The sequence below is a fragment of the Paraburkholderia sp. C35 genome (assembly GCF_003121405.1).
Lineage (GTDB): Bacteria > Pseudomonadota > Gammaproteobacteria > Burkholderiales > Burkholderiaceae > Paraburkholderia.
The window spans coordinates 81,810-104,488 of record NZ_QBUY01000019.1 but is presented as its reverse complement, the minus strand read 5'-3'; the positions used below and the strand labels follow the sequence as shown (position 1 = coordinate 104,488).

Annotated in this window: 21 protein-coding genes; 7 read left to right on the top strand and 14 right to left on the bottom strand. The window is 61.2% G+C overall.

What is annotated here, in order from left to right; translation table 11 throughout:
* From DK391_RS14925 to DK391_RS14915, 3 genes are all read left to right on the top strand, one after another.
* On the top strand, window positions 1-1,936 hold a 1,936-nt coding region (locus DK391_RS14925; RefSeq protein WP_239482830.1), incomplete at its 5' end, for a hypothetical protein.
* Window positions 1,937-2,231: 295 nt separating this feature from the next.
* Window positions 2,232-3,014 (top strand): substrate-binding domain-containing protein, encoded by a 783-nt coding sequence (locus DK391_RS14920; RefSeq protein ID WP_109478737.1) that lies wholly within the window; start codon window positions 2,232-2,234, stop codon window positions 3,012-3,014.
* Window positions 3,015-3,325: 311 nt separating this feature from the next.
* On the top strand, window positions 3,326-4,804 hold the full coding sequence (locus DK391_RS14915) for a sensor histidine kinase (RefSeq protein ID WP_109478736.1): 1,479 nt from the start codon (window positions 3,326-3,328) through the stop codon (window positions 4,802-4,804).
* Here DK391_RS14915 and DK391_RS14910 read toward each other — a convergent pair.
* Window positions 4,794-5,291 (bottom strand): thioesterase family protein, encoded by a 498-nt coding sequence (locus DK391_RS14910; protein WP_109478735.1) that lies wholly within the window; start codon window positions 5,289-5,291, stop codon window positions 4,794-4,796. The genes DK391_RS14915 and DK391_RS14910 overlap by 11 nt on opposite strands.
* A gap of 215 nt (window positions 5,292-5,506) precedes the next feature.
* Between DK391_RS14910 and DK391_RS14905 the strand changes: the two genes are divergently transcribed.
* Window positions 5,507-5,935 (top strand): CBS domain-containing protein, encoded by a 429-nt coding sequence (locus tag DK391_RS14905; protein ID WP_109478734.1) that lies wholly within the window; start codon window positions 5,507-5,509, stop codon window positions 5,933-5,935.
* A 69-nt stretch (window positions 5,936-6,004) separates the two neighbouring features.
* On the opposite strand, the gene DK391_RS14900 is transcribed toward DK391_RS14905, so the two are convergent.
* The 4 genes from DK391_RS14900 to DK391_RS14885 form a co-directional block, all read right to left on the bottom strand.
* Window positions 6,005-6,406 (bottom strand): helix-turn-helix transcriptional regulator, encoded by a 402-nt coding sequence (locus DK391_RS14900; RefSeq protein WP_109478733.1) that lies wholly within the window; start codon window positions 6,404-6,406, stop codon window positions 6,005-6,007.
* Window positions 6,407-6,777: 371 nt separating this feature from the next.
* Window positions 6,778-9,072 (bottom strand): sigma 54-interacting transcriptional regulator, encoded by a 2,295-nt coding sequence (locus tag DK391_RS14895; RefSeq protein ID WP_109478732.1) that lies wholly within the window; start codon window positions 9,070-9,072, stop codon window positions 6,778-6,780.
* Window positions 9,073-9,294: 222 nt separating this feature from the next.
* On the bottom strand, window positions 9,295-10,089 hold the full coding sequence (locus tag DK391_RS14890; protein ID WP_109478731.1) for a hypothetical protein: 795 nt from the start codon (window positions 10,087-10,089) through the stop codon (window positions 9,295-9,297).
* Between the two features lie 22 nt (window positions 10,090-10,111).
* Window positions 10,112-11,656, bottom strand: coding sequence for a hypothetical protein (locus DK391_RS14885; RefSeq protein ID WP_109478730.1), 1,545 nt, complete (start codon window positions 11,654-11,656; stop codon window positions 10,112-10,114).
* Between the two features lie 374 nt (window positions 11,657-12,030).
* Here DK391_RS14885 and DK391_RS14880 point away from each other — a divergent pair, with 374 nt between their 5' ends.
* The gene (locus DK391_RS14880; RefSeq protein ID WP_109478729.1) at window positions 12,031-12,411 is read left to right on the top strand and encodes a DUF1090 domain-containing protein; all 381 of its coding nucleotides are present in this window, start codon (window positions 12,031-12,033) and stop codon (window positions 12,409-12,411) included.
* Window positions 12,412-12,472: 61 nt separating this feature from the next.
* Here DK391_RS14880 and DK391_RS14875 read toward each other — a convergent pair whose 3' ends face one another.
* The 7 genes from DK391_RS14875 to DK391_RS14845 form a co-directional block, all read right to left on the bottom strand.
* Entirely contained in the window at window positions 12,473-12,943 is a 471-nt protein-coding gene (locus tag DK391_RS14875) for a VOC family protein (protein WP_109478728.1), read from the bottom strand.
* A 150-nt stretch (window positions 12,944-13,093) separates the two neighbouring features.
* Window positions 13,094-14,137, bottom strand: a complete 1,044-nt coding sequence (gene pstS, locus DK391_RS14870) for a phosphate ABC transporter substrate-binding protein PstS (RefSeq protein ID WP_162600810.1) — start codon at window positions 14,135-14,137, stop codon at window positions 13,094-13,096.
* A gap of 103 nt (window positions 14,138-14,240) precedes the next feature.
* Window positions 14,241-15,728 (bottom strand): MFS transporter, encoded by a 1,488-nt coding sequence (locus tag DK391_RS14865; RefSeq protein ID WP_109478726.1) that lies wholly within the window; start codon window positions 15,726-15,728, stop codon window positions 14,241-14,243.
* A 460-nt stretch (window positions 15,729-16,188) separates the two neighbouring features.
* The gene (locus tag DK391_RS14860; RefSeq protein ID WP_109478725.1) at window positions 16,189-16,836 is read right to left on the bottom strand and encodes a glutathione S-transferase; all 648 of its coding nucleotides are present in this window, start codon (window positions 16,834-16,836) and stop codon (window positions 16,189-16,191) included.
* Between the two features lie 105 nt (window positions 16,837-16,941).
* The gene (locus DK391_RS14855) at window positions 16,942-18,177 is read right to left on the bottom strand and encodes an MFS transporter (RefSeq protein ID WP_109478724.1); all 1,236 of its coding nucleotides are present in this window, start codon (window positions 18,175-18,177) and stop codon (window positions 16,942-16,944) included.
* A 30-nt stretch (window positions 18,178-18,207) separates the two neighbouring features.
* Window positions 18,208-18,954, bottom strand: coding sequence for an SDR family oxidoreductase (locus tag DK391_RS14850; RefSeq protein ID WP_109478723.1), 747 nt, complete (start codon window positions 18,952-18,954; stop codon window positions 18,208-18,210).
* A gap of 30 nt (window positions 18,955-18,984) precedes the next feature.
* Window positions 18,985-19,851 (bottom strand): alpha/beta hydrolase, encoded by an 867-nt coding sequence (locus DK391_RS14845; protein ID WP_109478722.1) that lies wholly within the window; start codon window positions 19,849-19,851, stop codon window positions 18,985-18,987.
* Window positions 19,852-20,288: 437 nt separating this feature from the next.
* On the opposite strand from DK391_RS14845, the gene DK391_RS14840 reads away from it, so the two are divergent.
* Complete coding sequence (locus DK391_RS14840) at window positions 20,289-20,567, top strand: HU family DNA-binding protein (RefSeq protein WP_109478721.1); 279 nt, start codon at window positions 20,289-20,291, stop codon at window positions 20,565-20,567.
* 121 nt (window positions 20,568-20,688) lie between these two features.
* Here the strand turns inward: DK391_RS14840 and DK391_RS14835 are convergent, their stop codons facing one another.
* On the bottom strand, window positions 20,689-21,345 hold the full coding sequence (locus DK391_RS14835) for a DUF4397 domain-containing protein (protein WP_109478720.1): 657 nt from the start codon (window positions 21,343-21,345) through the stop codon (window positions 20,689-20,691).
* Between the two features lie 20 nt (window positions 21,346-21,365).
* Here DK391_RS14835 and DK391_RS45600 point away from each other — a divergent pair, with 20 nt between their 5' ends.
* Complete coding sequence (locus DK391_RS45600; protein WP_275426824.1) at window positions 21,366-21,500, top strand: hypothetical protein; 135 nt, start codon at window positions 21,366-21,368, stop codon at window positions 21,498-21,500.
* 91 nt (window positions 21,501-21,591) lie between these two features.
* Here DK391_RS45600 and DK391_RS14830 read toward each other — a convergent pair whose 3' ends face one another.
* Complete coding sequence (locus DK391_RS14830; RefSeq protein WP_109478719.1) at window positions 21,592-22,536, bottom strand: LysR substrate-binding domain-containing protein; 945 nt, start codon at window positions 22,534-22,536, stop codon at window positions 21,592-21,594.
* Window positions 22,537-22,679: the final 143 nt, after the last annotated feature.

The following is a 22,679-nucleotide window of genomic DNA, read 5'->3' as shown; positions in this document are numbered from 1 at the left end:
TCCGTCATCCACGTCTTCGCCCATCGGTACCCCTAGGCCGACGCCTGCTCCGACGCCGACACCTACGCCTACGCCGACGCCGACGCCGACGCCGACTCCGACGCCGACACCGACGCCTACGCCTACGCCCACACCCGCACCGACCCCAGCCCCGGCAGGCACGTCAGCAATTTCGTGCGGCACGCCGACGCAACAAGCCGGCGGCACGGCGAAAGGCCTGATCACGGCCGACACGCCGACGACCGACGGTCTGCGCGTGTTCCAGAACAACACGGCATTCAACGTCACCGTCACGACGAACGCACCCGGCGCGGACACCGTGGTCTGGTCGATCGCCGATGCAGCAGGCGCGATCAAGACGCAAGGCAGCTTCCCTGTCAGCGCGGGCGTGCAGACCAACACCATGTCGTGTAAATCGACGTGGTCGGGTTACGGTGCGATCACGGCTACGCTGCGCGCGAGCGGCGGCACGCTGCCCAATAGCGGCACGCGTCCGACGGGTATCGCGACGTTCGGCGTGCTGCCGAACCTCACGTCGGCACTCGGCACGGTGACGTACGCGCATCAGGATCAGCATCGCTTCGGCATGCAAGGCTTCAACGGCAACATCGCGGCACTGCACGCGCTGGGCATCACGTGGACGATCGACAACCGTCAGCAGTCGCAGATGGAGCCGAACGGCCCGAACACGTACACGCCGAACGTGAACGACCTCGATCCGTTCTACAAGGCGAACCCGGACCAGATGCGCATCATCCGTCTGGACGGCATTCCCGCGTGGAACTCGAAGACGGGCGCATTCACCGACAGCTACTACGCACCGAAGGATCTGAACGAGTTCCAGAGCTTCATGGCGAAGGTCGGCACGGACACGAGCCTGATCCGCGCAGCGAACTACCCGAACCAGCAGAACAACTACTATCAGGTGACCTGGGAGCCGAGCCTCGGCTGGGCCGATAGCGACGCGAATTTCGTCGCGATGTACAAGGCTGCGTATCAGGGCATCCACTCGACCGATCCGAATGCGATCGTGATGGGCACGGGCAACCCGTTCGCAGCGAACTGCACGACTTGTACGGCAGGCTATCTGCAGAAGTTCGGCGCGCTCGGCCTGTGGAACTACATCGATGCCGTGTCGACTCACGGTTACTGGAACGCGGGCACGTATCCGGCGCATCCGCCTGAGCAGTACGACTCGGATCCGAGCCCGGCCAACCAGGCGAACGCGCTCGACAACCAGGTCGCGCAGCTGCGCCAGGTGATGCAGAACGGCAAGCCGAACATGAAGCTGTTCTTCACGGAAGCCGGCACGAGCTACGATCCGGGTCTCGCGTATGGTCCGACTGTGCCGTCGCAGAACCAGCTGTTCGCGCACGCTGCAGTGGGTGTTCGCTCGCACATCATCGTGCTGGGCAGCGGCGCGCAACTCACGACGCTGTTCTACGGTTCGGACTATCCGGGCGAAGTGGGTTACGGTTCGTTCTTCGACCTGAACGATGCGCAAGGTGCATACGGTGCGTCGAACCTCTCGCCGAAGCCGGAAGCGATGGCCTTCGCCACGATGACGCGTGTGCTCGACGGCACGAATACGCTGGGCCGCGTGAAGGGCACGCCTTCGGGCGCCTTCGTGTACGACTTCCAGCAGCTGGGTAACGGCAAGGTCGTGACGGCAGCGTGGACGCACAGCAACAGCCAATGGCCGCTGAATGGCGTGTATAGCACGACGTATTCGACGACCTACTCGTTGCAGGTGGACAACGCAGGCACGTCGGGCAACGTAACGAAGATCGACGGTTACGGCAACGTCACGACGCTGCCGTACACGAACGGCGCTGTGACGCTGACGCTGACGGAAGTGCCGCAGTACATCGTGTCGAACAACGCGACGGTCGCGAAGAACAATTCGACCGTGCCGGTGGGCTACCTGGGTCAGTAAGCCTCGACAAGCTGTGTGATGAAGGATCTGGAAGGGTAACCTTCCAGATCCTTTTTTTTATGGTGACGCCGTAGCATCGTTCGAGCTCGATAGCGACAAACAGCGTTTAGTAAACAAATCGATGCGAACCGGCGCGGAGAGCCGAAACCGCGGGATGTTGTGAGTGCAACGGCGTCTGACGGAAAAAGCTTTCCGGCGACCCGCGAAGTATCATGACGGCGCGTCTGCCGAAGCGATGCACGTGCCGGCAAGCGCTGTCCCTGGCTGACCTCATCAAGTTGCACACCACGCTCACATGAAAGCAACCCTGTTCCGATTCCTCGCGTTCTCGTTCATTTCGATCAGCGCCGCTTCAGGCGTGACCGCTCGCGCCGCCGAGTTGCACGTGATGACCTCCGGCGGTTTCACGGCTGCCTACAAGGCGCTCGGTCCTGCGTTCACCGGGAAGACCGGCAACACGCTCGACACGATCCTCGGGCCGTCGATGGGTCAGTCGCCCCAAGCCATCCCCAATCGTCTCGCGCACGGCGAACCCGCCGACGTCGTCATCATGGTCGGCTACGCGCTCGACGCGCTGATCAAGGAGGGCAAGGTGATTCCCGGCTCGCGCGTCGAACTGGCGGATTCGCGCATCGGCATGGTGGTGCGCGCGGGCGCGCCGAAGCCCGACATCGCCACCGTGGACGCGCTCCGTCAGGCGCTGCTGCACGCAAAGTCGATTGCCTATTCGGACAGCGCGAGCGGCGTCTATATCCAGAACGAGATGTTCAGAAAGCTCGGCATCGAAGACCAGGTCGGGCCGAAGGCGAAGATGATTCCGCGCATTCCCGTGGCTTCCGTGGTCGCGAATGGAGAGTACGAACTCGGCTTCCAGCAGGTGGCCGAGTTGTTGCCCGTGCCCGGCGTGGACTTCGTCGGTAAGGTGCCGGAAGAGATGCAGTCGGTGACGCGCTATGCGGCGGGTATCCCCGTCGGCGCGCAACATCCCGACGAGGCGCGCGCGTTGCTGCAGTTCCTCGCGTCGCCGGCCGCGCAGCCGACGGTGCGCAAAACCGGCCTCGATCCCATCGCGCCTTGACGCGGGGCACCATCCTGTCCGGCCTTTCCGTGCATATGCATGGGGTCCACTGAACAGGCTAAATGTTGCGCTAGAATCGTGGGACCGCCGCGCATTCCGTGCGCGCAGCGCCAGGTGTGACAGGCGGCGGTCTGGTACGTACGCCGTTGCCAGTGCTAATGAAGAACAACAACGCCGCTGTGCTGAAGGGAAGTGCGAGTTGCCAGAGTACGTCCGGGCAAACGTTGTCGGACGACTGCCGGACCGGGCGGCGACTCCATCCATTCAGCCTGCCGAGGACCGAATCAGCGGCGACACACACATAAGGCATTATGTATTCGACCTTGCCAGCGTTCGTATCCGCGCTGTTCCTGGGCTTCGGTGTCTACGTCCTGCTGACGGAAGGCGTGACGCGCGTGTCCGCGCCGTTCGCGCTGATGTGCCTGACGACCTTCGCGTGGCAGGGCACGTGGGCGTTCCTGTTCCAGACCTCGAGTCCCGAAACGGCGGGGATGCTGGTCAAGGCTGGCTACTTCTTCATCCTGTTCCTGCCCACCACGTTCTATCACTTCGTGACAGAACTGGTCGAGCGCCGCGACGAGCGGCCGCTGCTGATGGCCTCTTACGCGTTGTGCGTGATCCTCGCTGTGCTGCTGGTGACCAGCGACGAAGTGGTGTCCGGCTTCGGCAGTCATTTCTTCGGCGACTATCCACGCGCGGGGCGGCTTCACCCCGTGCACGTGGCGCAGACGGTGCTGCTCTCCGTGCGCAGCGGCTGGCTGCTGATCATGTCGAGGCGCCAGGCGCGCGCGCGGCATCGGCGGCGCCTGCTGGGCCTGTGTCTGGTGAGCCTGTTCCTGTATTCGCTCGCAGCCAGCGATTACGCCGTCAACTACGGCTACGTCTTCTATCCGCCCGGCGTGATCTTCATTGCGATCAGCCTGGGCATTCTCGCCGTCACCATCGTCAGGCATGGCCTGATGCGGCAATACTTTCTCGCGGCCACCGTCGCGCAGGAAGTCGCGATGCCGCTCGAAGTCATCGGCATGCATGCCGATGAACTCGGCCATGCATTGCCCGAACTGCTGCGCGGCTATCAGCTTGCCGTGCGGCATCAGTTGCTGGTCAACGGGCTGTATCCGGGGCAATCCGAGCGGCTGCCCACGCTGACGCGCGCGATTCGCCGGCAGATCGACAGCACCAGCACGGTGGTCGAAATGTCGCTGGCGTCGTTCACGCTGGACCGGCTGGATCGCCGCAGCTTTGCGCCGCAGTCCATCCGTCATTGCATCGATTCCGCGCTGGACCGCTATCCTTTTCAGCCGGGCGAGCGCTCGCGTGTCTCCGTGCTTCCCATCGACGCGCAATTGCGTTTCTCCGGCACGGATTCGCTATTCGTGTTCGTCATCATCAACCTGTTGAAGAACGCGCTGTACGCGATCGAAACGGGCGGTCCGGGCGGCTCAGGCACGATCACGATCAGCGCCGGGCGCGACGGCGGCTTCTGCGTGATCCACTTCAACGATACCGGGCCGGGCATTGCCCCCGACGTTCTGCCGCATATCTTCGATCCCTTCTATTCGACCAAGCCGCACGAACAGGGCGGCGGCATGGGTCTCGAGTTCTGCCGGCGCGTGTGCGACGCGTTCGGCGGCACGATCTCGTGTGCCTCGACACCGGGCGTGCTGACCACCTTCACGCTGCGCCTGCCGGAGCCGGGTTCGGCGGCGGACCGCGCGGTGCACGATCCGCCTGCGAGAACAAAAGCCCGGCGCTCGCGCACCGGGCAAGGTGGGTCGATCAGTTCGTAACGGACGGCAGGATCACTTCATATTCCTTGACCCGTTCGATGATCCCTTCGGGAAAGCGCCGGATCCGCTTGTCCATTCCGGCGAAAAGAATCTGCTGGTAGCCGTGCGATACGGGACGTCCTTCCACACTGAAGCGGAACAGCAGATACGCCGAGCATTGCCGGACCTGAAACGTATTCAGGTAGCAGTCGACGCGCTGGAACGGGAACGTCTCCTGCACGTACTCCTGGTGTGCGCGCTTCGTGACGAACGTACCCCCGGCTGCAAGCAGATTGTTGTGAATGCACTCATGGAACCAGCGTTCCCGGCACACGCCCTGCCACTCGAAGTAGCGGGCGAAATAGGTATTCATGAAGGCATTGGAGTCCTTTAGATAAATGTCGATGACATGGTGGAAGGTTTTCTGAGGCGATACCTCGAGGTTATCGGCCGACAGGAGTTCGGTGGTACGCGACAGAACTTGAGGAATAGCTTCACGAGTCAACATGCAATGCTCCTTGGGATGGCCGCTAGCGGCGGCCGCGCATTCCTTCTGCATGAAGGAACGCCCCAATTCTGAAGCCCACCACTCGAGTTTCCATTTGCGCTGCCGTTAAACGTGGGGAGGCAACGCGCATCGGCGGCGGGCGACGGCAGTCAATCGCAGCGGGCGCGCAGTTCTGCCGGCGCAGCCGTTTTCCCAAAGCAACAGAGAGTTCGACGATGAAAGTAGAAGAGTTGATGACGAAGCGCGTCGTCACGGTGGGCTTCGACGACACGCTGGAAACCGTCAAGGACATATTCGAGCAGTCCGGGTTTCATCACCTGCTCGTCGTCGAGGATAGAGAGCTGCAGGGCGTCGTGTCCGACCGCGATCTGCTGCGGGCGTTGAGTCCGTTTATCGACAGCGTGGTGGAGACGCAGCGCGACGTCGGCACGCTCAACCGGCGCGTCCATCAGATCATGAGCCGCAAGCCCGTCACGCTCGGGCCGGACGCAGACGTGAGCGACGCCATCCAGCTGTTCCTCGCGCACCGCATTTCGTGCATTCCGGTTGTCGATGCCGGGTTCAGGCCGGTGGGCATCGTCAGTTGGCGCGATGTGCTGAAGGTCTGTTCGGCGATGCTCACGCCGTCCGCAGACGAAGCGTGAGGCGACAACGAGCCTGAGTTGCGCGGCTAGCAGAAAGAATCGCGGGCAGGCAGACCGGCAGCGCCGGTTTCACTTGCCAGCCGATGCGCGGTATTCCTGAGGCGCCATGCCATACGCGCGCCGGAACGATCGCGTGAAAACGGACGCGCTTTTGAAGCCGAGTCCGAGCGCAATTTCCATGACGGGGGCGTGCGGATAGCGGACGAGGTCGTCGGCGGCATGACGCAGCCTGAGATCGCGGATATACGCGCCAAGGCCGCCTTCGTGCTGAAACTGCCGGTACAGCGTCGAGCGCGGCAGTTGCAGCGCGCTCAGCACGCTTTCGGGCGAGAGCTCATGGTCGGATAGATGCGCGTGCACATAGCGCCGCACCTGGCTGGCCATGGTTGCCCGCGATCCGGTAAAGATGTCGTGGTCCGGCAGGCCTTGCGACAGGCAGCCGACATCAAAGGGGGTAGCGCAGTGGTCCATGCGGAATCGTTCTTTGCTTCGCGCCGTTTCGGGAGCGAGCGCCGCGCTTCTCTGCGGAAGCAGTCGGTCGCCGCCCAGTCTTCACGACAACAACAGCACGGCTCTCTCAGTTGGGTGGTGGCACGCGGCCAGATCAGCCCGTCCTATAGGCAAGCGCTGTGCCACGCACGCGAAGCCAGTGGCAGAGGGAAAACCCGGTTGCGGGGGCCGGAAAGCCGGACGCTTTCGACCGCGAATCAAGTCCGGTGTGGACGATTTCGGCCAATCATCGTTTCGACCGGCGGCGATGTGCCGATTCTGTCCACGCCCGGTGTGCGCGCCGGGAAGGGAGGCGGGCGCGGGAGCGCGCCGCTGCTGCTTTGCTGGTGTGATCAGGCGTTACCTGACGACAGGTCATCGCGCAACTGGACAAGCAGCGCCGCCGCACTGGCAATGCGCGGATTGGAATCGGCCGGCAACGTGCGCAAACCGCGTTCGAGGATATCGATTGCATCGGCGTGACGGCCCGTGTCGCGCAGCAGTTCGGCGAGATAGCGGGCGGCGGCCACGCGCGCCGGCACGGAGCCGAACGCGAGCGCGGTCGACAGCGCAGCGCGCAGCCCCTGTTCCGCCGCCGTCAGATCGCCGAGCGCCCATTGCGCGCGCGCCCGCGTGACCAGCAGTTCGCCGAGATACACGCGCTCCTGGCGGGCGAGCGTTTCATCGACAGCGTTCGCGAGCATCGCCTCGCAGGCTTGCGGACGACCGGCGCGCAGCAGCAGTTCGCCGTGCTGCCAGGCCACGAACGAAAAGAACAACGCCCCGCCATTGCAGACGACATGATTGTCGTAACCGTCGAGCATGATGGTTTCCGCTTCGTCGGCGTGGCCGCGCGCGCCGAGATGGCAGGCGCGCAGGATCTGGCCGACGCCGCGATAAAACGCGAAGCCGTTATTGATCGACACCGATTCGAGCTCGCTGGCCAGATGGCCGAGCCGGTCCACATCGTCGAACAGGCAGGCAAGCCATGACGCACCTTGCAGATTGACGGCGTGTGCGAACGCATGCGCGTTCGGGTCGGAAGCACGCTGGATCAGCATTTCCATCGCGCGGCGCGCCTGACCGAAGGCGCCGATCTGATAGGCGGCGAGTCCTTCGAACGTCAGCGCGAGACTGGCGAGGTCGATTCCTTGCGAGCCGGTGCGCATGTCGTTGCGTCCAACGCCGAGCAACTCGCCGCGCGCGAGGCAGGCGAGCGCCTCTTCACTGTCGCCGAGCCAGAAGAGCGTGTTGGTCATCGCGACGTGAGCTTCGTCGAGCGACACGCGTTCGCGGCTGTTCTGCGCGCGTTGCAGCATGTCCTGTGCGGTCGCGCGCGCCTGCTTGAGCTGCAGCGTGGTCAATTGCGTGGTCCAGACGCCGAACTGGATCGCGGCGATTTCGGCGGGTTCGCAGATCCCTTCGCCGATCGCAAGCGCCGCCGCGTAGCAGGCCGTCGCTTCCGCATAGAGCCAGCCGTGCACGCTGCGCAGGCTCATGCCGAGCAGCCGGTACGCGTCGAACTGCAAGCGGCGCACGGCGTCCTGTTCGTGGTACGCCTGCAGCACGTCGAGGCAGCGGCGCAACGGCGGGATCGCCTCCGCAAAGCGCGATTCCTCGATCAGCGCGTTGGCCTGCTCCAGACATGTGCGCGCCTCGCGATGATGCTCTTCGCGCGATTTCAGACGGCGCTCGACGGTTTTGCGGCCCACGCCGAGCAGCGTCGCAGCGGCGCTCTTGTTGCCCGCCGAGCGTTCGAGCGCGCGGTCGATCAGCAGATCTTCGGCAGCGGCGAGCTTGTCGCGGCCGTCGAGCTGCAACAGCATGTCCGCGAGGCTCGCGCGCGACACGGGACCGCTCGCCTCGCTGGCGAGAAACGGTTCGAGTGCGTCGACATCGATGAGGGTATGTTCGGCGAGCACGCTCAACTGGCTGATCAGATTGCGCAACTGCCGGATATGGCCGGGCCACGCATGCTGGCTCAGGCGCCGCACGGCAGCCGGCGAAAACTCGATACGGCGCGTCTGGAGGGAAGCGAAATGCTCGACGAGCGCGGGGATGTCCTCGACGCGCTGTTCGAGTCCGGGCACGGCCAGCACGAACACCGCGAGCCGGTAGAACAGGTCTTCGCGGAAACGTCCTTCGCGCGACAGTTCGCGCAGATCGCGGTGTGTCGACGCGACGACGCGACCTTCGAAGCGCAGATTGGTCGACGAGCCGATCGGGCGGAAGGTGCGCGTTTCGAGCACGCGCAGCAGCTTGGGTTGAAGCGCGAGCGGCAACTCACCGATCTCGTCGAGCAGCAGCGTGCCTTTGCCGACCTGCTGAAACAAGCCCTGACGGTGCTCCGCTGCGCCCGTGAATGCGCCTTTCACATGGCCGAACAGTTCCGATTCGACGAGATGCTCGGGGATCGCGCCGCAGTTGACGTCGACGAAGGGCTGATCATGGCGCGTGCTGCGCTGGTGCACGCGGCGCGCCACCAGTTCCTTGCCCGAACCCGTCGGCCCGAACACGAGCAGTGTGTGATCCGTCGGCGCGATGCGGTCGATCAGCCGGACCAGTTGACGGAACGCGGGCGCGCCGCCGATGAACGCGCCGGAATCCGGTTTGTTGTGGGCGAACGGAATGACCGGGATCGAACTCATTGCAAAGAGGGCTCCAGATAGACCCACGCAGGGTGCCACGCGGCCGATGCGCGCGGCGAAAGATGCAAGTATGACGGGTTGTGGTCTATCTCGTGTTCTGGGAAAGAAACGCGCAGGGATACGGCAGGGGAACGCGAGGTGAGGCCGCGCGGGCGAGCCGACGCACGCAGCCGGAAAAGGTGTAACGACAACGTTTGCCACGCTACTGCATGTACCCGTTGCTCACTCTTTCGGGAAATACGATGCATCGACGAGATAGTGCTCGCGAGTGAACGCACCGTAGATGTGCTGGGGTGTCGCGGCGTCCTTGTTGTAGTACTCGTGCCACCAGCTTGCCGATTGCCAGATCGCCTCCGGACAACTGGAGCGGCTCTCCAGCCCCGGCGTGAGATCGAATCCATTGGCTGCATACGCCGTTTCCAGCATCGCCGCCGACGGCATGCCGAAGCCGTCGCCGAGCGGATTCGCCGGCACGCCGCAGCCCCACGCATAGCCGATCCACCGCAACAGCAGACTCGACAGATCGATCGACATGCGCTCGTGGCGCAACTGCGTCAGGCTTGCCAGAATCTTTTCGCTTGCAACAGGCCACGCGATGATGGCCAGGTTCGGATACTGTGAGGCCGAATCGATATGTGCGAGCGTGTGCGTCTGGATTGCGTTGCAAATGGGCGCGAATCCGTCCGGCGGATACCATGCAGCCGGCGAGAGCGATACGCTGGTGACTTCCGTGTCTTTGTTCGCCGCCTTGCTCTTCACGGAGACGAACATCGCCTGCGACCACGAACTCGGCGACATCTCGCTGCGCACATGAGCCTGTGCCAGTCTCAACCGGAACGACAGCGGATCAGCGCCGCCGATCAGCAAAACAAAGCTGCATTCTTTGGTGCTCTTTAACGGAACACGCTTGAGCGCCCGGTTGATCCACGCGATATTGCTTTCCTTTTTCTGCCGCACAAGTTCGATCAGATTCTGATTGCGACCGGCCGCTCTCGACCGGCGTGCGATGACGGACATGACGAGGCTCTCCTTTCAATGCTCAGAGCGCAGCCAGCTTGAAATACGCGCTCCAGCGTGTTTTCGCGTTCACTTGCGCGTCGTGATGAAGCGGGATGTAGTCGACCTGCACCTTGAGCGACTTGCCCACACGTTGAATGCCTAGCATCAGTGCAAGATTGCCTCGCATCATGGATGAGGGATGAGGATCGAGCGTGGTCGAAAGCAGCAGCGGCTGAAAGTCGCCCAACGTACCGAACCTGGCGGGCGGATCGTGCGGTTCAGGATGAACAGGCCACGGGTCTTGCGGGCCAAACCAGCCTGCAATTTTCGATCGAACCTTCTTGTACTCGTCTACGACAACCGATCTGACGAGCGAGGTCGGCGACGAAATCACTTCATAGACGGTGCCACGTTTCCACGTATCGGCGCGCAGAATGCGGCCCCAGTGAACATCGCCCGTCAGGCAGGTAAGCGGCAGTCCGGCTGCCGTCACGCGCTCGATCTGTTCCACGATGAAGCGATAGTCGGCGCCATAGTTGGCCAGCTCGTAGTCCGCAATGTGACCGTCGAACGCGCTGGCGGGATCGGCGAATAGCGACTGCCCCGTCAATAGAAAGCCATAACGGGGTTGAGCCGTGTCCGCCGAAGCGACGAGCGTGTTCACCCATGCCGCGAGCGCATCGCGGCCCGCGTCGCCGAGCAGCGCGCCCGGTGGATCCAGCATGGTCGCGTGATCGGGCGAGTTGCCCGTGCCCTTCAGCCGCTGGCTGCGCGTATCGAGCAACAGGATCGACACGGGATCGATGTCGATGACACGAGGTTGACCGATGGGTCCCGCATTGCCTTGCTGAAACATGCTGAAGCCAATTTCGGCGGCGTCGCTCCACTGTTTGCGTCCCGCTTCTGTCCAACTGTTCTGTATCAGCGGGCTTTTGAACGGCGCGTTGTTCCAGTACTCGTGATCGTCGGGAATGGATGCAACGGGCGCGAGCGACAGCAATTGTGGAAAGCCTTCCGGAATGCCACTGCCATTAGCGGGCGATGCGCCGGGCGCATACCAGTTGCTGACGTAGTCTTCCTGAAACTTAGCCTCGAGCCATGCCTGATTATTTGGAAAGTTCTGGTTGGTGGGCAGGTCGAGATACACCTGATCGCCTGCAAATAGCACGAGATCTGCGCGTGGCTTATAGGACGAGATCCATTTTCCTGCTTCTCCCTGGCGGTCTTGTGCGCCGTGAAAGCACGAAAGCAGGAGCAGATTGAATCGATCATCGGATTGTTGCGGGATTGACTGCGGCAGCGTGCGCATCGAGCGCACGACGGCTTGAGCGTTGTCGACGCTGAGCCTGACTACATGTTCCGATGCAGCAGCGAGTCCGTTGAATTCCACCACTGTCGAACAGAACGGCAGCTTTCCCTGCACGGTCCAGCACTGCAACGGGCGCACGATTGTGGGCGCAACGGCTTTGCCGTCGAGCGTCCACGCAAGCACCGATTGCGTACTGTTGGTAGCCGCGAGAATGCCGGCCCAAACGCGGAGTGTCGTCGAGTTGTCGGCGACGTGATTCACAAGAGAAACGATCATTCCAATAGCCCGCGAAAATGACTTGTTCTTCGTGTGTTTCAAGCGGGCAATACCTGCCCCGGTGCAAATCCAATTTGCACTGTGCAAGCAGGAACATTGGCCGGCCCACTCGGTCAGGACGTGCTCTTTATCGAGGATAGAAGTCGACCTGACAATTTGTAATGAGGGTTTTCAGTGCCGCTCGATTGGCGACAGATTGCGCCCGAATGTGCGCCAGTTAACATTCAGTTCGCTGTTTTAGGCGTAGCGGGTTTGTCGTATGTAAGCCGTTGACAATCTTTGATCGACGATTTAGAACAGTCGCGACGATCAGGCTCTGTAATGTGTGCACGTAGCAAAACCGGGAATGTCACTCCACTATCGGGAGGCTTTTCATGAATGTCGCGGTCAAGGTATTTCTGCTCGGCATGGTGGCTTATCCAATGGTGTGCAGCGCTCAAACAGGCGGTTGCGATGCGAAACGCCAATCGATCGAGCGAGAGATTGCATACGCGAAATCACACGGCAATGCGAAGCGCGTGGACGGTCTGGAAACTGCTCTCGCCCAGATGAATGCCAATTGCACCGATGCCGTGCTGCGCAGCGACGCACAAAGAAAAGTGGCCGACGCGCAAAAGAAACTCGCCGAGCGTGAGCGCGACCTCAAGGAAGCCAGGGCCGATGGCAAGAGTGCGAAGAAGATTGCCGACCGGCAACGCAAAGTCGATGAAGCGCATGCCGAACTGGAACAGGCACAGATGGACGTACCTCAGTAATCAGGCACGTCGATTGCGCCGGTCAGCCGGCTACAACTGTGCGTATTTCCTCCGGGCGTGTTTAGTCGAGCCGTTCGCGTGTTGTGAGGCCGCTTGCCGCATCCCACTGTGCGGGCGTCATGCGTTGCACGATCACGCTGACTGTCCAGATATGCCCTTCGGGATCTTTCGCGCGATACGACCGTTCGCCGTAGAACTGCGTAGCCGGTTCCATCAAGATCGATGCACCGGCCGCGCGCGCATGCTCGCAATGCGCGTCGACATCTTCGCCTTCGGCAAGTTGCACATGCACCGATTGCGTGTTCTTGCCGTCGATGGAACACGGGCTCCGATGATCGTCGCTCCATTCCCGGCCGATCATGACAACAGAATCGCCGTAGGACATTTCCGCGTGGACGAGTTCGTCATCGGCGTCGAGAATCACGAAAAGCGGCTTGAAACCAAACGCCGTTTCGAGAAAGCGAAAGGCCGATTTCGGGTCGCGATACGACACGGCGCTCGACAAACCTTTGCTGCGATAGTGTTCGTTCATGTCGATTCCCTCCCATCTGATACAGGTAGAACTTGTCCAGTATCGGATATTCGACGTAAATCGCAACCGGGTTTATCGCGCACTCATCGACGAGTGGGCGCTTTTACACCATGTCGATGAATGAAGTCATCAATGCGCTTTTATCTTCAGCTATTTGATCGACTGAATCTGCGCCTGGCTCAACTCCCATGTGTGCGGCGGCAGCGGAATGAAATGGGCTGCCGTCAGCACGGCTTCATTGTCTTCCGATGGCACGATCGCCCAGAGCAGGAAATGGCGAATCGCGGCTGCGGTTGACGCATCCGGTTGCCGGATCGACACCACCGCGTACTCGTAATTGACCAGCGGATACGAGCCGCTGGCGGGCGCGTACACCAGCGTCAGGCGCTCGTCGGGCGGCGTGCGTGCGCCAAGCGAGGCGGCACCCGCCATGATCGAATCCCTGGTGGGCAAGACATATTCGCCTGCACCGTTCTTCAGTGCCACCGTGCCGAGTTTCGCTTGCGCGATGTCATCGCTATAGCTAACACCGACATATCCGATCGAATAGGCGGTCGCTTGAATCGTTTTCACCATGCCCGCGTTGCCCACTGCCGTCATGCTGCCCGGCACGTTGGGCCAGTCGATGGTCGTGCCATAACCGCGGTCGCTCTCCCACGAAGGCGTCGAGAACGTCAGGAACTGTGTGAACACGAACGTATCGCCCGAACCTTCTGCGCGGCGAATGGGTACGATCGCGTGATGAGGCAATGCCACGCCGGGGTTGAGCGCGGCGATTTGCGGCGCGTCCCACGTGCGCACCGTCCCCGAATAGATTGCTGCGAGTGTCGGGCCATCCAGCTTCAGATGCGTCGCGTTCAGATTCGGCACGTTGTAGTTGATCGTCTGCGCGGCGATCGCCAGCGGCACGTTGATGACCTGTGGATGCTGCCGGATGTCGGCATCCGACATATAGGCATCCGATGCCCCGATATTCGCCTTGCCCGCGATCACCTGCTGAATGCCGGCCTCCGAACCCGTGGCCGCGATGTTGATGTGAACATCGGGATGCGCTTTGCCGTATTGCGCGACCCACGTGGTGAAGAGCGGATACAACAAGGTAGAACCCGTCTCGTTGAGTGTCATCTGTTGAGCGAAGCAGGGTGCAATGGCCAGCATCATGATTGCGGCCAGGCCGAGCATCTGCGTAGCCAACGTGTGTCTCCGGAACCTGAAGACCCCGCTTTTATCGTGGTAAATCATGCGAATCTCCGTTGCCTGAGTGGGAGGCCACTGCATCTGTCACTGCCGAGTGCAATCAGCGGCCGATCTGGTCGAGGTTCACCCCGTTCGTTTCAATGCGGAAAATCCAGGTGACCACCGCGCCGAGAAGCGACGTAGCCACGAGGATGTAGAGAAGCGGGCCGGTGCCGATGCTGTTGAGCAGAATGGGGAACAGAAAGGCCGTGGCGACTGCGCCGATCTTGCCGACCGCCGCAGCGAAGCCCGCGCCCGTGCCGCGGATCGAAGTGGGAAAGACTTCGCCCGCCAGCAGATAGGTTTGCGCGTTCGGACCGAGGTTGGTCATGAAGTTGAACAACATGAAGCCCACGAAAATCATCGCGGTTTTGGTCGCACCATCGAATCCGTCGGAAAGCGACGCGATCAGCAGTCCGGCCGCACAGCCGATAAAACCGATCACCTGCAGCCAGATGCGCCCGAATTTGTCGGCCAGCATGACCGCGAAGAGGATGCCGATGATCAGCAAGGATGTGATCAGCGCGGCGCCTTTCGCGGCGAGAATATCGTTGAGAATCAGATCGGCGATACTGCGTACGTGATCCGGTTTGGCACCGAAGGCTGTAGCGAGAATGGTCGGCGTGAAGATGCCGATACCGTACGTGCCCAGATCCTGCAGGAACCAGGGCGCCGACGCGAAGATCGTTGCGCGCAGGTTTTTCCGTTCGAACAGCGCGAGGAAACTGCCTTTCTCGTGTTCGCCCTTGCCGACCACGACGAATTCGCGCGCAAGGACAATCTCGGCAGGATATTGCGGTGAACGGACCAGCAAGCGACGGGCGGCCACCTCTGCATGTTCGATCCTGCCGCGCACGTGCAACCAGTTCGGGCTTTCGGTAATGAAGAAGCGCCCGATAGTGACGAGCAGGGCTGGAAAAATCGCCGTGCCGTACATCCAGCGCCACGCATCGAGCGTCGGCACCAGCGAGAGCACCAGAAACCCGATACCCGTCCCCGCGAGTGCACCCACGGCCTGAAACGCGAACGCGGCAAGCACCAGCTTGCCTCGACTTGTGCTCGGGATGCTTTCGGAGATGATCATATGCGCGGTCGGATAGTCGCAGCCGAGCGCAACGCCAAGACCGAACAGGCAGATCACCAGCGAGATGAAATTCGTGCAGAAGACCAGCAGCACGAGAAACGCAACGAAGATGATCATCTCGGCGATGAACATGCGCTTGCGTCCGAAATGATCGGACATGCCGCCTAGCCCAACCGCGCCGACCAGAATGCCGCACAGGCTCGCCGCGCTGATAAAGCCGTTCTGTGCCGCGCTGATGCCGAACTCTCGCGAGATCAGCGGCAAGGCAACGCCTGTCATGAACACAACAAAGCCTTCGAAGAACTTTCCGGCCGCTGCGAGTGACCAGATGCGCCACTGCATCCGTGTCATCGGACTGGAAGGCAGTTGCGTGCCGTCCGCCCATATCGGACGCTCGTCGATGTAATCCTGAACCGACCTGATCGTTTCACTTCGCAAGTCGTCCGTAGCCCTCATGTTGTGCATGCGAAAGCTCCTCGTCAGGTGATCATCATTGGATTGGCGATTCATGCGAGATCACGCTGCAAGGGACATCGCAGCGTTGCACGCGTATCGCGCTTCGAAAGTCTATGCTCTATTCAAGGCGAGTTGAAACATGGGAACGATTGAAAGGATTACGCCTTGAAATGAGGCCTGTTTGCATTTCATGACGGGATAGTGACGCTCGTCGGTGTCGCTCGGATGACAGTCCGCGATCTGACGATAGATGTCGTTTTGTAAGGAATGATGTGGCCTGGAGTGTTGTGATGGCGTATTTGATTAGACATCCGTATGAATGAGAAATGACTGTTGTTGTATTCAACGGATCGCGTCTGCAAGTGCGAAGATGGATTGAACCGGGATTGGCCATTGAATACTGCCAATCCCAGCCACCATCAACGCTTGCTAACGTGCACAGGAAACGCTGCGGCGCTTCACGCCACGACTATGCTTTGGACGACGGGCGGGCCGACACCTTTTCATACCAGCGCTGCAGCGCGTCGCAATCGGCCGGAATAGTCATCTTCATGCCGCCCCCTGCAAAATCGATTGTCACCAGCGTTGTGATGTCGGCAACCGAGAATGCATCGCCCGCAACGAACGGCACCTGCTTCAGGCGATCGTTGAAGTCTGCAAAGAAGTTGGCCACACGCAGCTTGCTGCGCTCGACGATGTCAGGAATCTGCTCGTACGCATGTGGACCCGACAGCGCACGGCCTTTCAAACCGGCTACGGCATTGCGTACACCTTCCATCACGGCTGCAAAGCCGTCTAGTTCAGCGCGCCGCTCCCACATGGCGACGAGTGCTTTTTGTTGCGGCGTCGTGCCGAGCAGCGCGGGCGTCTGCGGATACGCTTCCTCGATGTAACGCCAGATCGCCGGCACTTCGCCGATCGTCGTGCCGTCTTCCAGCACGAGCGCAGGCACCTGACGACGAGGATTGATCGCTACATAGGCGTCGGAGAATTGTTCTTTCGCCCCGAGATCGACGAGTCGGGTGGAGAGCTCGATGCCTTTTTCGGCGAGAAAAATGCGGACCCGGCGCGCATTCGGCGAGGCCTTCGATTCATAAAGCGTGAGATCGGTACTCATGTTCTGTTCCTGTTCGATGAAATAATCATGGTTTGCCCACGCAGCTTGTGATTTGCGGGCAAGTGTTTTCCTGCGTTTTTTCCGTGCCGACGCACAGTGTTATGTTCAAGCGGCTCGCCGGTCGTCTGGTTGGCGTGGCGCGTTATCGCCGGCAGCTGTTGCGAGCGGACCGGCGGTGAATCCCGTCAACGCGCACAGGACCGAAATCGCCATGGCGCCATACGTGACGGCTTCGCGCAGGCCGACATGCGAGGCCGCCATGCCGAGCGCGAGCGCCGTCATGCCTTGCATCGCGTAGCCTGCGAAATACAGCAGCGATAGCGACAGCGCCTTGTGCTGATCGTCGATGTGCTCGCTGACAAGCGCGAGGCCGCTAAGAAAGAGCAGCGCGTAGCCCACGCCGGCAGCGACAACGGAGAGAATCAGAAAGAGCAGCGAGTGAACCTGCGCAGCCACGGCAAGCAGCAGCATCGATGCACAAGCAGCCGTGCTGCCTGCACGTATCGCGCGATGACGATGCGCGCCTTTGGCAACGAGACTCGTGACACCCCACACAATCGCAAACGACGCGATCACGACACCGTTGACCAGCATGTTTTGCGAGTGCACCAGTTCGCGCGCGATCTGCGCTCCCAGCGACAGCATCACCGTACCGACGATGAACGCCGACATCACAGGCGGTGCTGCTCGCAGTGCGATGGCCCGCGTGGTGCGCGAGAGCCGTGCGGTGCGAAGCTTCGTCGGTGTCGACACGACACGTTCAGTGCGAGGCAAACATACCCAGCACGCCGCAAACAGCGCAGCCAGCAACAGCAGTAGCAGCCTGAAGGTGCCGTGAGCCGGGTCGGGAGCGTATTCGATCAGCGCACCGCCTGCGATGGCTGCAGCAGCCAGTCCGAAAGCCTGTGCGCAGGTATTGATCGCGCTGGCGAACGAACGGTCGCCTGCCGGCGCGTGATCGAGCAAGGCCGCCGATGCCGGACCGGCTGCCAGCCCGACACCCAGGCCCATGAAGAGGCGCCCGACGAACAGTGCGACGACACTCTGCGCGAGTGCGAACGACGCGACACCCGCAATCGATGCCGCGAGACCCAGCAGCAAGGTGGTGCGCCGTCCGATGGCATCGGACATGCCGCCCAGTCCAAGCAATGTGAGCGCGACCACGACAGGGTAAGCGGCGAAGATCGCGGAGATCGTCGTATTGCCGATGTGCCAGGCGTGCGCGTACCACGCGTAACTCATTGCAGGCGCGGCGCTCGTCCAGAGCGTCTGGACAATGACGCACGCCGCGGTCCAGAAGGCTGCGCGCGAGCGCGGCGGGATGGGTGCGTGAGATGTCATACGTGTTCTCCCGACGGCTCGCGCACGCGTTCAGAGCTTCGAGCCGCCGTCGACGCGCAGCGTGTCGCCCGTCACCCAGCGTGCTTCGTCGGACGCGAGAAACACCGCGGCACCGGCGATGTCGGCGGGTTGCGCAACACGCTTGAGCGCCTGCATGCCGAGCGTGAAATCGCGGCCCGCGTCGGTCTTCGCGAAGTTCGACATATCCGTTTCGACGACGCCCGGCGCAATTGCATTGACACGAATCCCGCGTTCGCCGAGTGCCGATGCAAAATGACGCACGAGCGTATCGACGGCGCCTTTGGTGGACGCATAGGCAGAAAGATTGTTGACCGACGCGCGCGCAGCCAGCGACGACAGCAACACCACGCTGCTTCCGTCGCCGAGCACGGACAACAGTTGCTGCACGAGGAAGAACGGCGCGCGCACATTGACGGCGAACAGGTTGTCGAAATCTTCGACAGTGGTGTCTTCGATCGACGCAGCCTTCGAAATCCCTGCGTTAGCGATCACGATGTCGAGCCGCGTGCCGATCAGTGCGCGAACGCGCGTTGCCAGTTCGTGCGGACCGTTGGCGTCGCGCAGATCGGCGGCGACCTTGTCGGCCTGTCCGCCTGCTGCACGGATGGACTGGACCACATCGTCGGCGGCCTGCTCCGCGCTGCTGTAGTGAACCAGCACGCGCGCACCGGCCTGTGCGAGTGCGATGGCCGTGGCGCGGCCAATGCCGCGTGATGCGCCCGTGACGAGCGCGGTCTTGCCTGTCAGCGTAGTCATGATGAAATTCCTTTGAATGTGATGAGTGCGTTACGCGTTGTGTGCGTCAGCTTCCGAAAGAAACTGATCGACGTGTGCGACGAAACGCTCGGGATACTGGTAAAGCGAGCCGTGATTGGCGTCCGGATAGATGATCAGTTGCGCGTTCGAGATGTGCTGCTGCAGGATCCACGAGTTGATCGAATAGATGATCACGTCGTTGTCGCCGTTGATGACGAGTGTTGGCTGCTTCAGCGCATCGAGGTAGTCGTACGGGTTCTCGCGCGGCGCACCCCATTTGGCGAGCGCGGCAAGTTGGGCGGGCGCGACCTTGTCGTTGGCTTCGGGATCGCGGTTTTCCGTGCGCAGACGGAAACGCTCGACAAAGCCACGGCCTGCTGCCTGGCTCGCTTCGGAAGGCGCGAAATGCACGCGCAGCCACAAATCGTCGGGATGCGCGTAGGACGCGCTGAAGATCTCCTGTGCTTCCGGCGTGAGCGTCACCATGCCTTCGCCGCTGCGCGGGCCGGTGCCGACGAGGATCACCTTGCGCACCAGTTGCGGCTTCGAGATCGCCAGTTCCTGCGCGATCAGGCCGCCCATCGAGAAGCCGAGCACGTCGACCTGCTTCAGATCGAGCGCTTCGATGAACGCAGCCGCATTGGCGGCCATTTCCTCGATCGATTCAGGTACCGTACCCGAACTGCTGGAAATGCCCGCATTGTTGAAGAGGATCACCTCGCGGTGTTGCGCAAGGCCGTCGGTGACGGCGGGATCCCAGTGGTCCATCGTGCCCGTGAAGTGGATGTTCATCACGAGCGGCACGCCGTTTGGCTGGCCAAAGCGGCGATACGCGAAGCGGATGCCGTTCGCTTCGACGAACCGGGTCGGCGCGGTATGGTGAGTGACTTGATTCATGACAGTTGTCCTTTTCAGAAATCCGGTGTGGATCTGGCGGCGCGATATAGCTGAAACGTATGGGCTGGAGAGGCACGCGGATGCTTGCTGCGTCCCGGCCGTGTTTCGTGTTGCACCGTTCTGCAACGTAATGTAGGCGTCTCGCGCGACGGGGAAAAAGACTTTGTAGGCGGGGTGGTATGCTTTGCAGGCATGCCCCGGAAGATTGGCTCGGGGCGGGAATGGCTGGCGTGGTGTGCGGGGCCGAGGTTGGTATCATGCTGGCCCATGCGCGATTCTGGCCGCGCCTGTCTTTATGCGGCTATTCGGCGGCTACCTCCGCCCGATGCCGGATCTGACTGCCGTCAACTCGGATGTTGCCAGACCGACGCACGTGCGGTAGGGTGACCTCCGGTCCGCCAGCATGGGGATGTTATTGCTCAAAGGGAAACTGACAAATGAACAAACACGAACTGATTGATGCCGTTGCAACAACCACAGGCGCAAGCAAGGCCAGCACAGGCGAAGCGATTGATGCCATTCTCGAAGCCGTGACCAATGCGGTCATGCGCGGCGAAACAGTCCAGTTGATCGGATTCGGCTCGTTTTCGACGGGCGCGCGCGCCGAACGGACGGGTCGCAACCCGTCGACTGGCGAGACGATCACGATTCCGGCGGCGAAGACGGTCAAGTTCACCGCAGGCAAGGCTTTCAAGGACGCGGTGAACGCTGAATAACATCAGCTGGATGTGACGGCCTGGGCGGCGAGCGTGCCGGAAAGCGGATATTGATCGCTTCGATAAAACGGTTTGCTTCGTCGCCCGACTCTAAATCATGCCGGTGCATTTAACCGATGTTCTATTGTCCGTCGGTGAGAACTTTTAACGTCAGTGGATTGGTCGCTGCCGTCTTTACCGAGCCGATTGCGACAGCCGAGTAGTTAGTACCTGCCGCCAAGGTCAAATTGGCCTGAATAGCCGTGATTGTTGTGCCGGCCACATTGACCTGAACGTTATACGTTCCTGCGGGCAGTGCCAGATAACTGCTTATCGTGGCGAATGGCACATTGGATAGAACCTTCTGTCCATTGACGAGAATGTCGACAGGACCGGCATCCGGTGCCGCGTGAATTACCCGCACACGACCTTGCCCGGCGGGCGGCGCAGATGTGTCGTCTACTGCGAGCAGCAGCTGGATATTGGCGACGAAGTTCGCAGCGATCGCGGTATATGCGGTGCTGTTGGCAAGATTGGGCGAAACGTTGATAACGGTCGTTGTGGTTCCTGCCGCATTGACCTTGACGTTATGTGTGCCCGGCGCCACGACGAGATAACTGGATAATGTCGGGTAAGGCACGTTAGACAACACCTTCGCATCGTCCACATATACGTCGACATTCGGTGCATCAGGAGACGCGTGTAAAACCCGCAATCTGGTAGGAGCGTGGTCGTCGCCGCCACACGATGCCAAAGCGGCAGCCAACAACAAAAGCACCATCAGAAGTGGCTTTTTCATAACTGTCTCCTTGATCGGACGTGGACAACAGCGATCGTCTTTCCGTTTTTGACTTTGCACTTCAATTAAACGCTAAAGCGCAGAACCCAAAGCGATATGCCTCCCGGCAAGCTGCCAATAAATGGGTTTTTGATGTGGATTTGACGCGCCTGTGATCGTCATGATCGAGCGTCTTGTGCAATTAAAAGAATTGCGAAATGTCCGGCGAGATATAGAGCGGACGGAGACCGGATTACGCGTGCCAACCTATTCGACCCGCCTTCCCGATTCACGTAACGGAAAACATCCATCCATCGACAGCAATGGCGGAATCTCCTGCACGAGAAAATCCAGCAACGCGCGCACCGACGGCAACTGATTCTGCCCATACGGCACGAGCGCGGTGAGTTGCGCATCGCCGCAGGTCCATTCGGGCAGAACACGCATCAGACGACCTTGCGCAAGTTCTTCCTTGCACACATAGCCTGGCAACGCGACGATGCCGAGTCCCGCGACAGCAGCGTCCTTCAGCGTGAGCATGCAACCCGTCATCAGCACAGGCGACACGCGCACGGTTTGCACCGTATCGTCCCGGCGCAACGTCCATTCATAAGGCACGCCGTCACGCACCATGAAGAGCGAACGGCGCTCGGCGATGTCACCCGGTTCTTCGGGCAACTTCGCACCATCGAAGAAATCGGGGCTGGCGAACAGCATCCACGGTGTCGGCGCAAGCGGTCGCTGCACGAGCGTCGAGTCCTGCAACGGATGACTGTGCGCACGAATCGCAATGTCGAATCCTTCCGCCACGACATCGACTTCGACATCGGACAGACGCTCCATCAAACGCACTTTCGGGAAGCGCTCGCAGAAGCGCGGCAACACACTACGCAGCGCGAACTGCGCGGTGGCCACGGCCGTCGAGATCCGCACCAGTCCGCTCGGCGACAGCATGCGCTGACGCACCACCGACTCCGCCGCGAGCGCCTCCTGCAACATCGAGCGCGCATGCGCGTAGAACTCCGCGCCGATCTCCGTCACCGCGAACTGGCGCGACGTGCGATTGATGAGCCGCGCGCCGAGTTGCGCTTCGAGCTGGTTCACGCGGTAGCTGATCGTCGACTTCGGCAATGCGAGTGCACGTGCGGCAGCCGTGATGCTCTTGTGATCGACCACCTGCACGAAGTAGTACATGTCGTTGAGATCCAGCATGGGCGGGTTCCCGAATACGTATGACGTGATTGGCATGGCAAGCGTGAGTGATGTTACACGGCGCATCGTCCAATGGATTGCACACAGCGTCTACGCACGGCATCTTGTTTCGCACGGTGAGCCGTCTAAGCTCCGTTCTGACC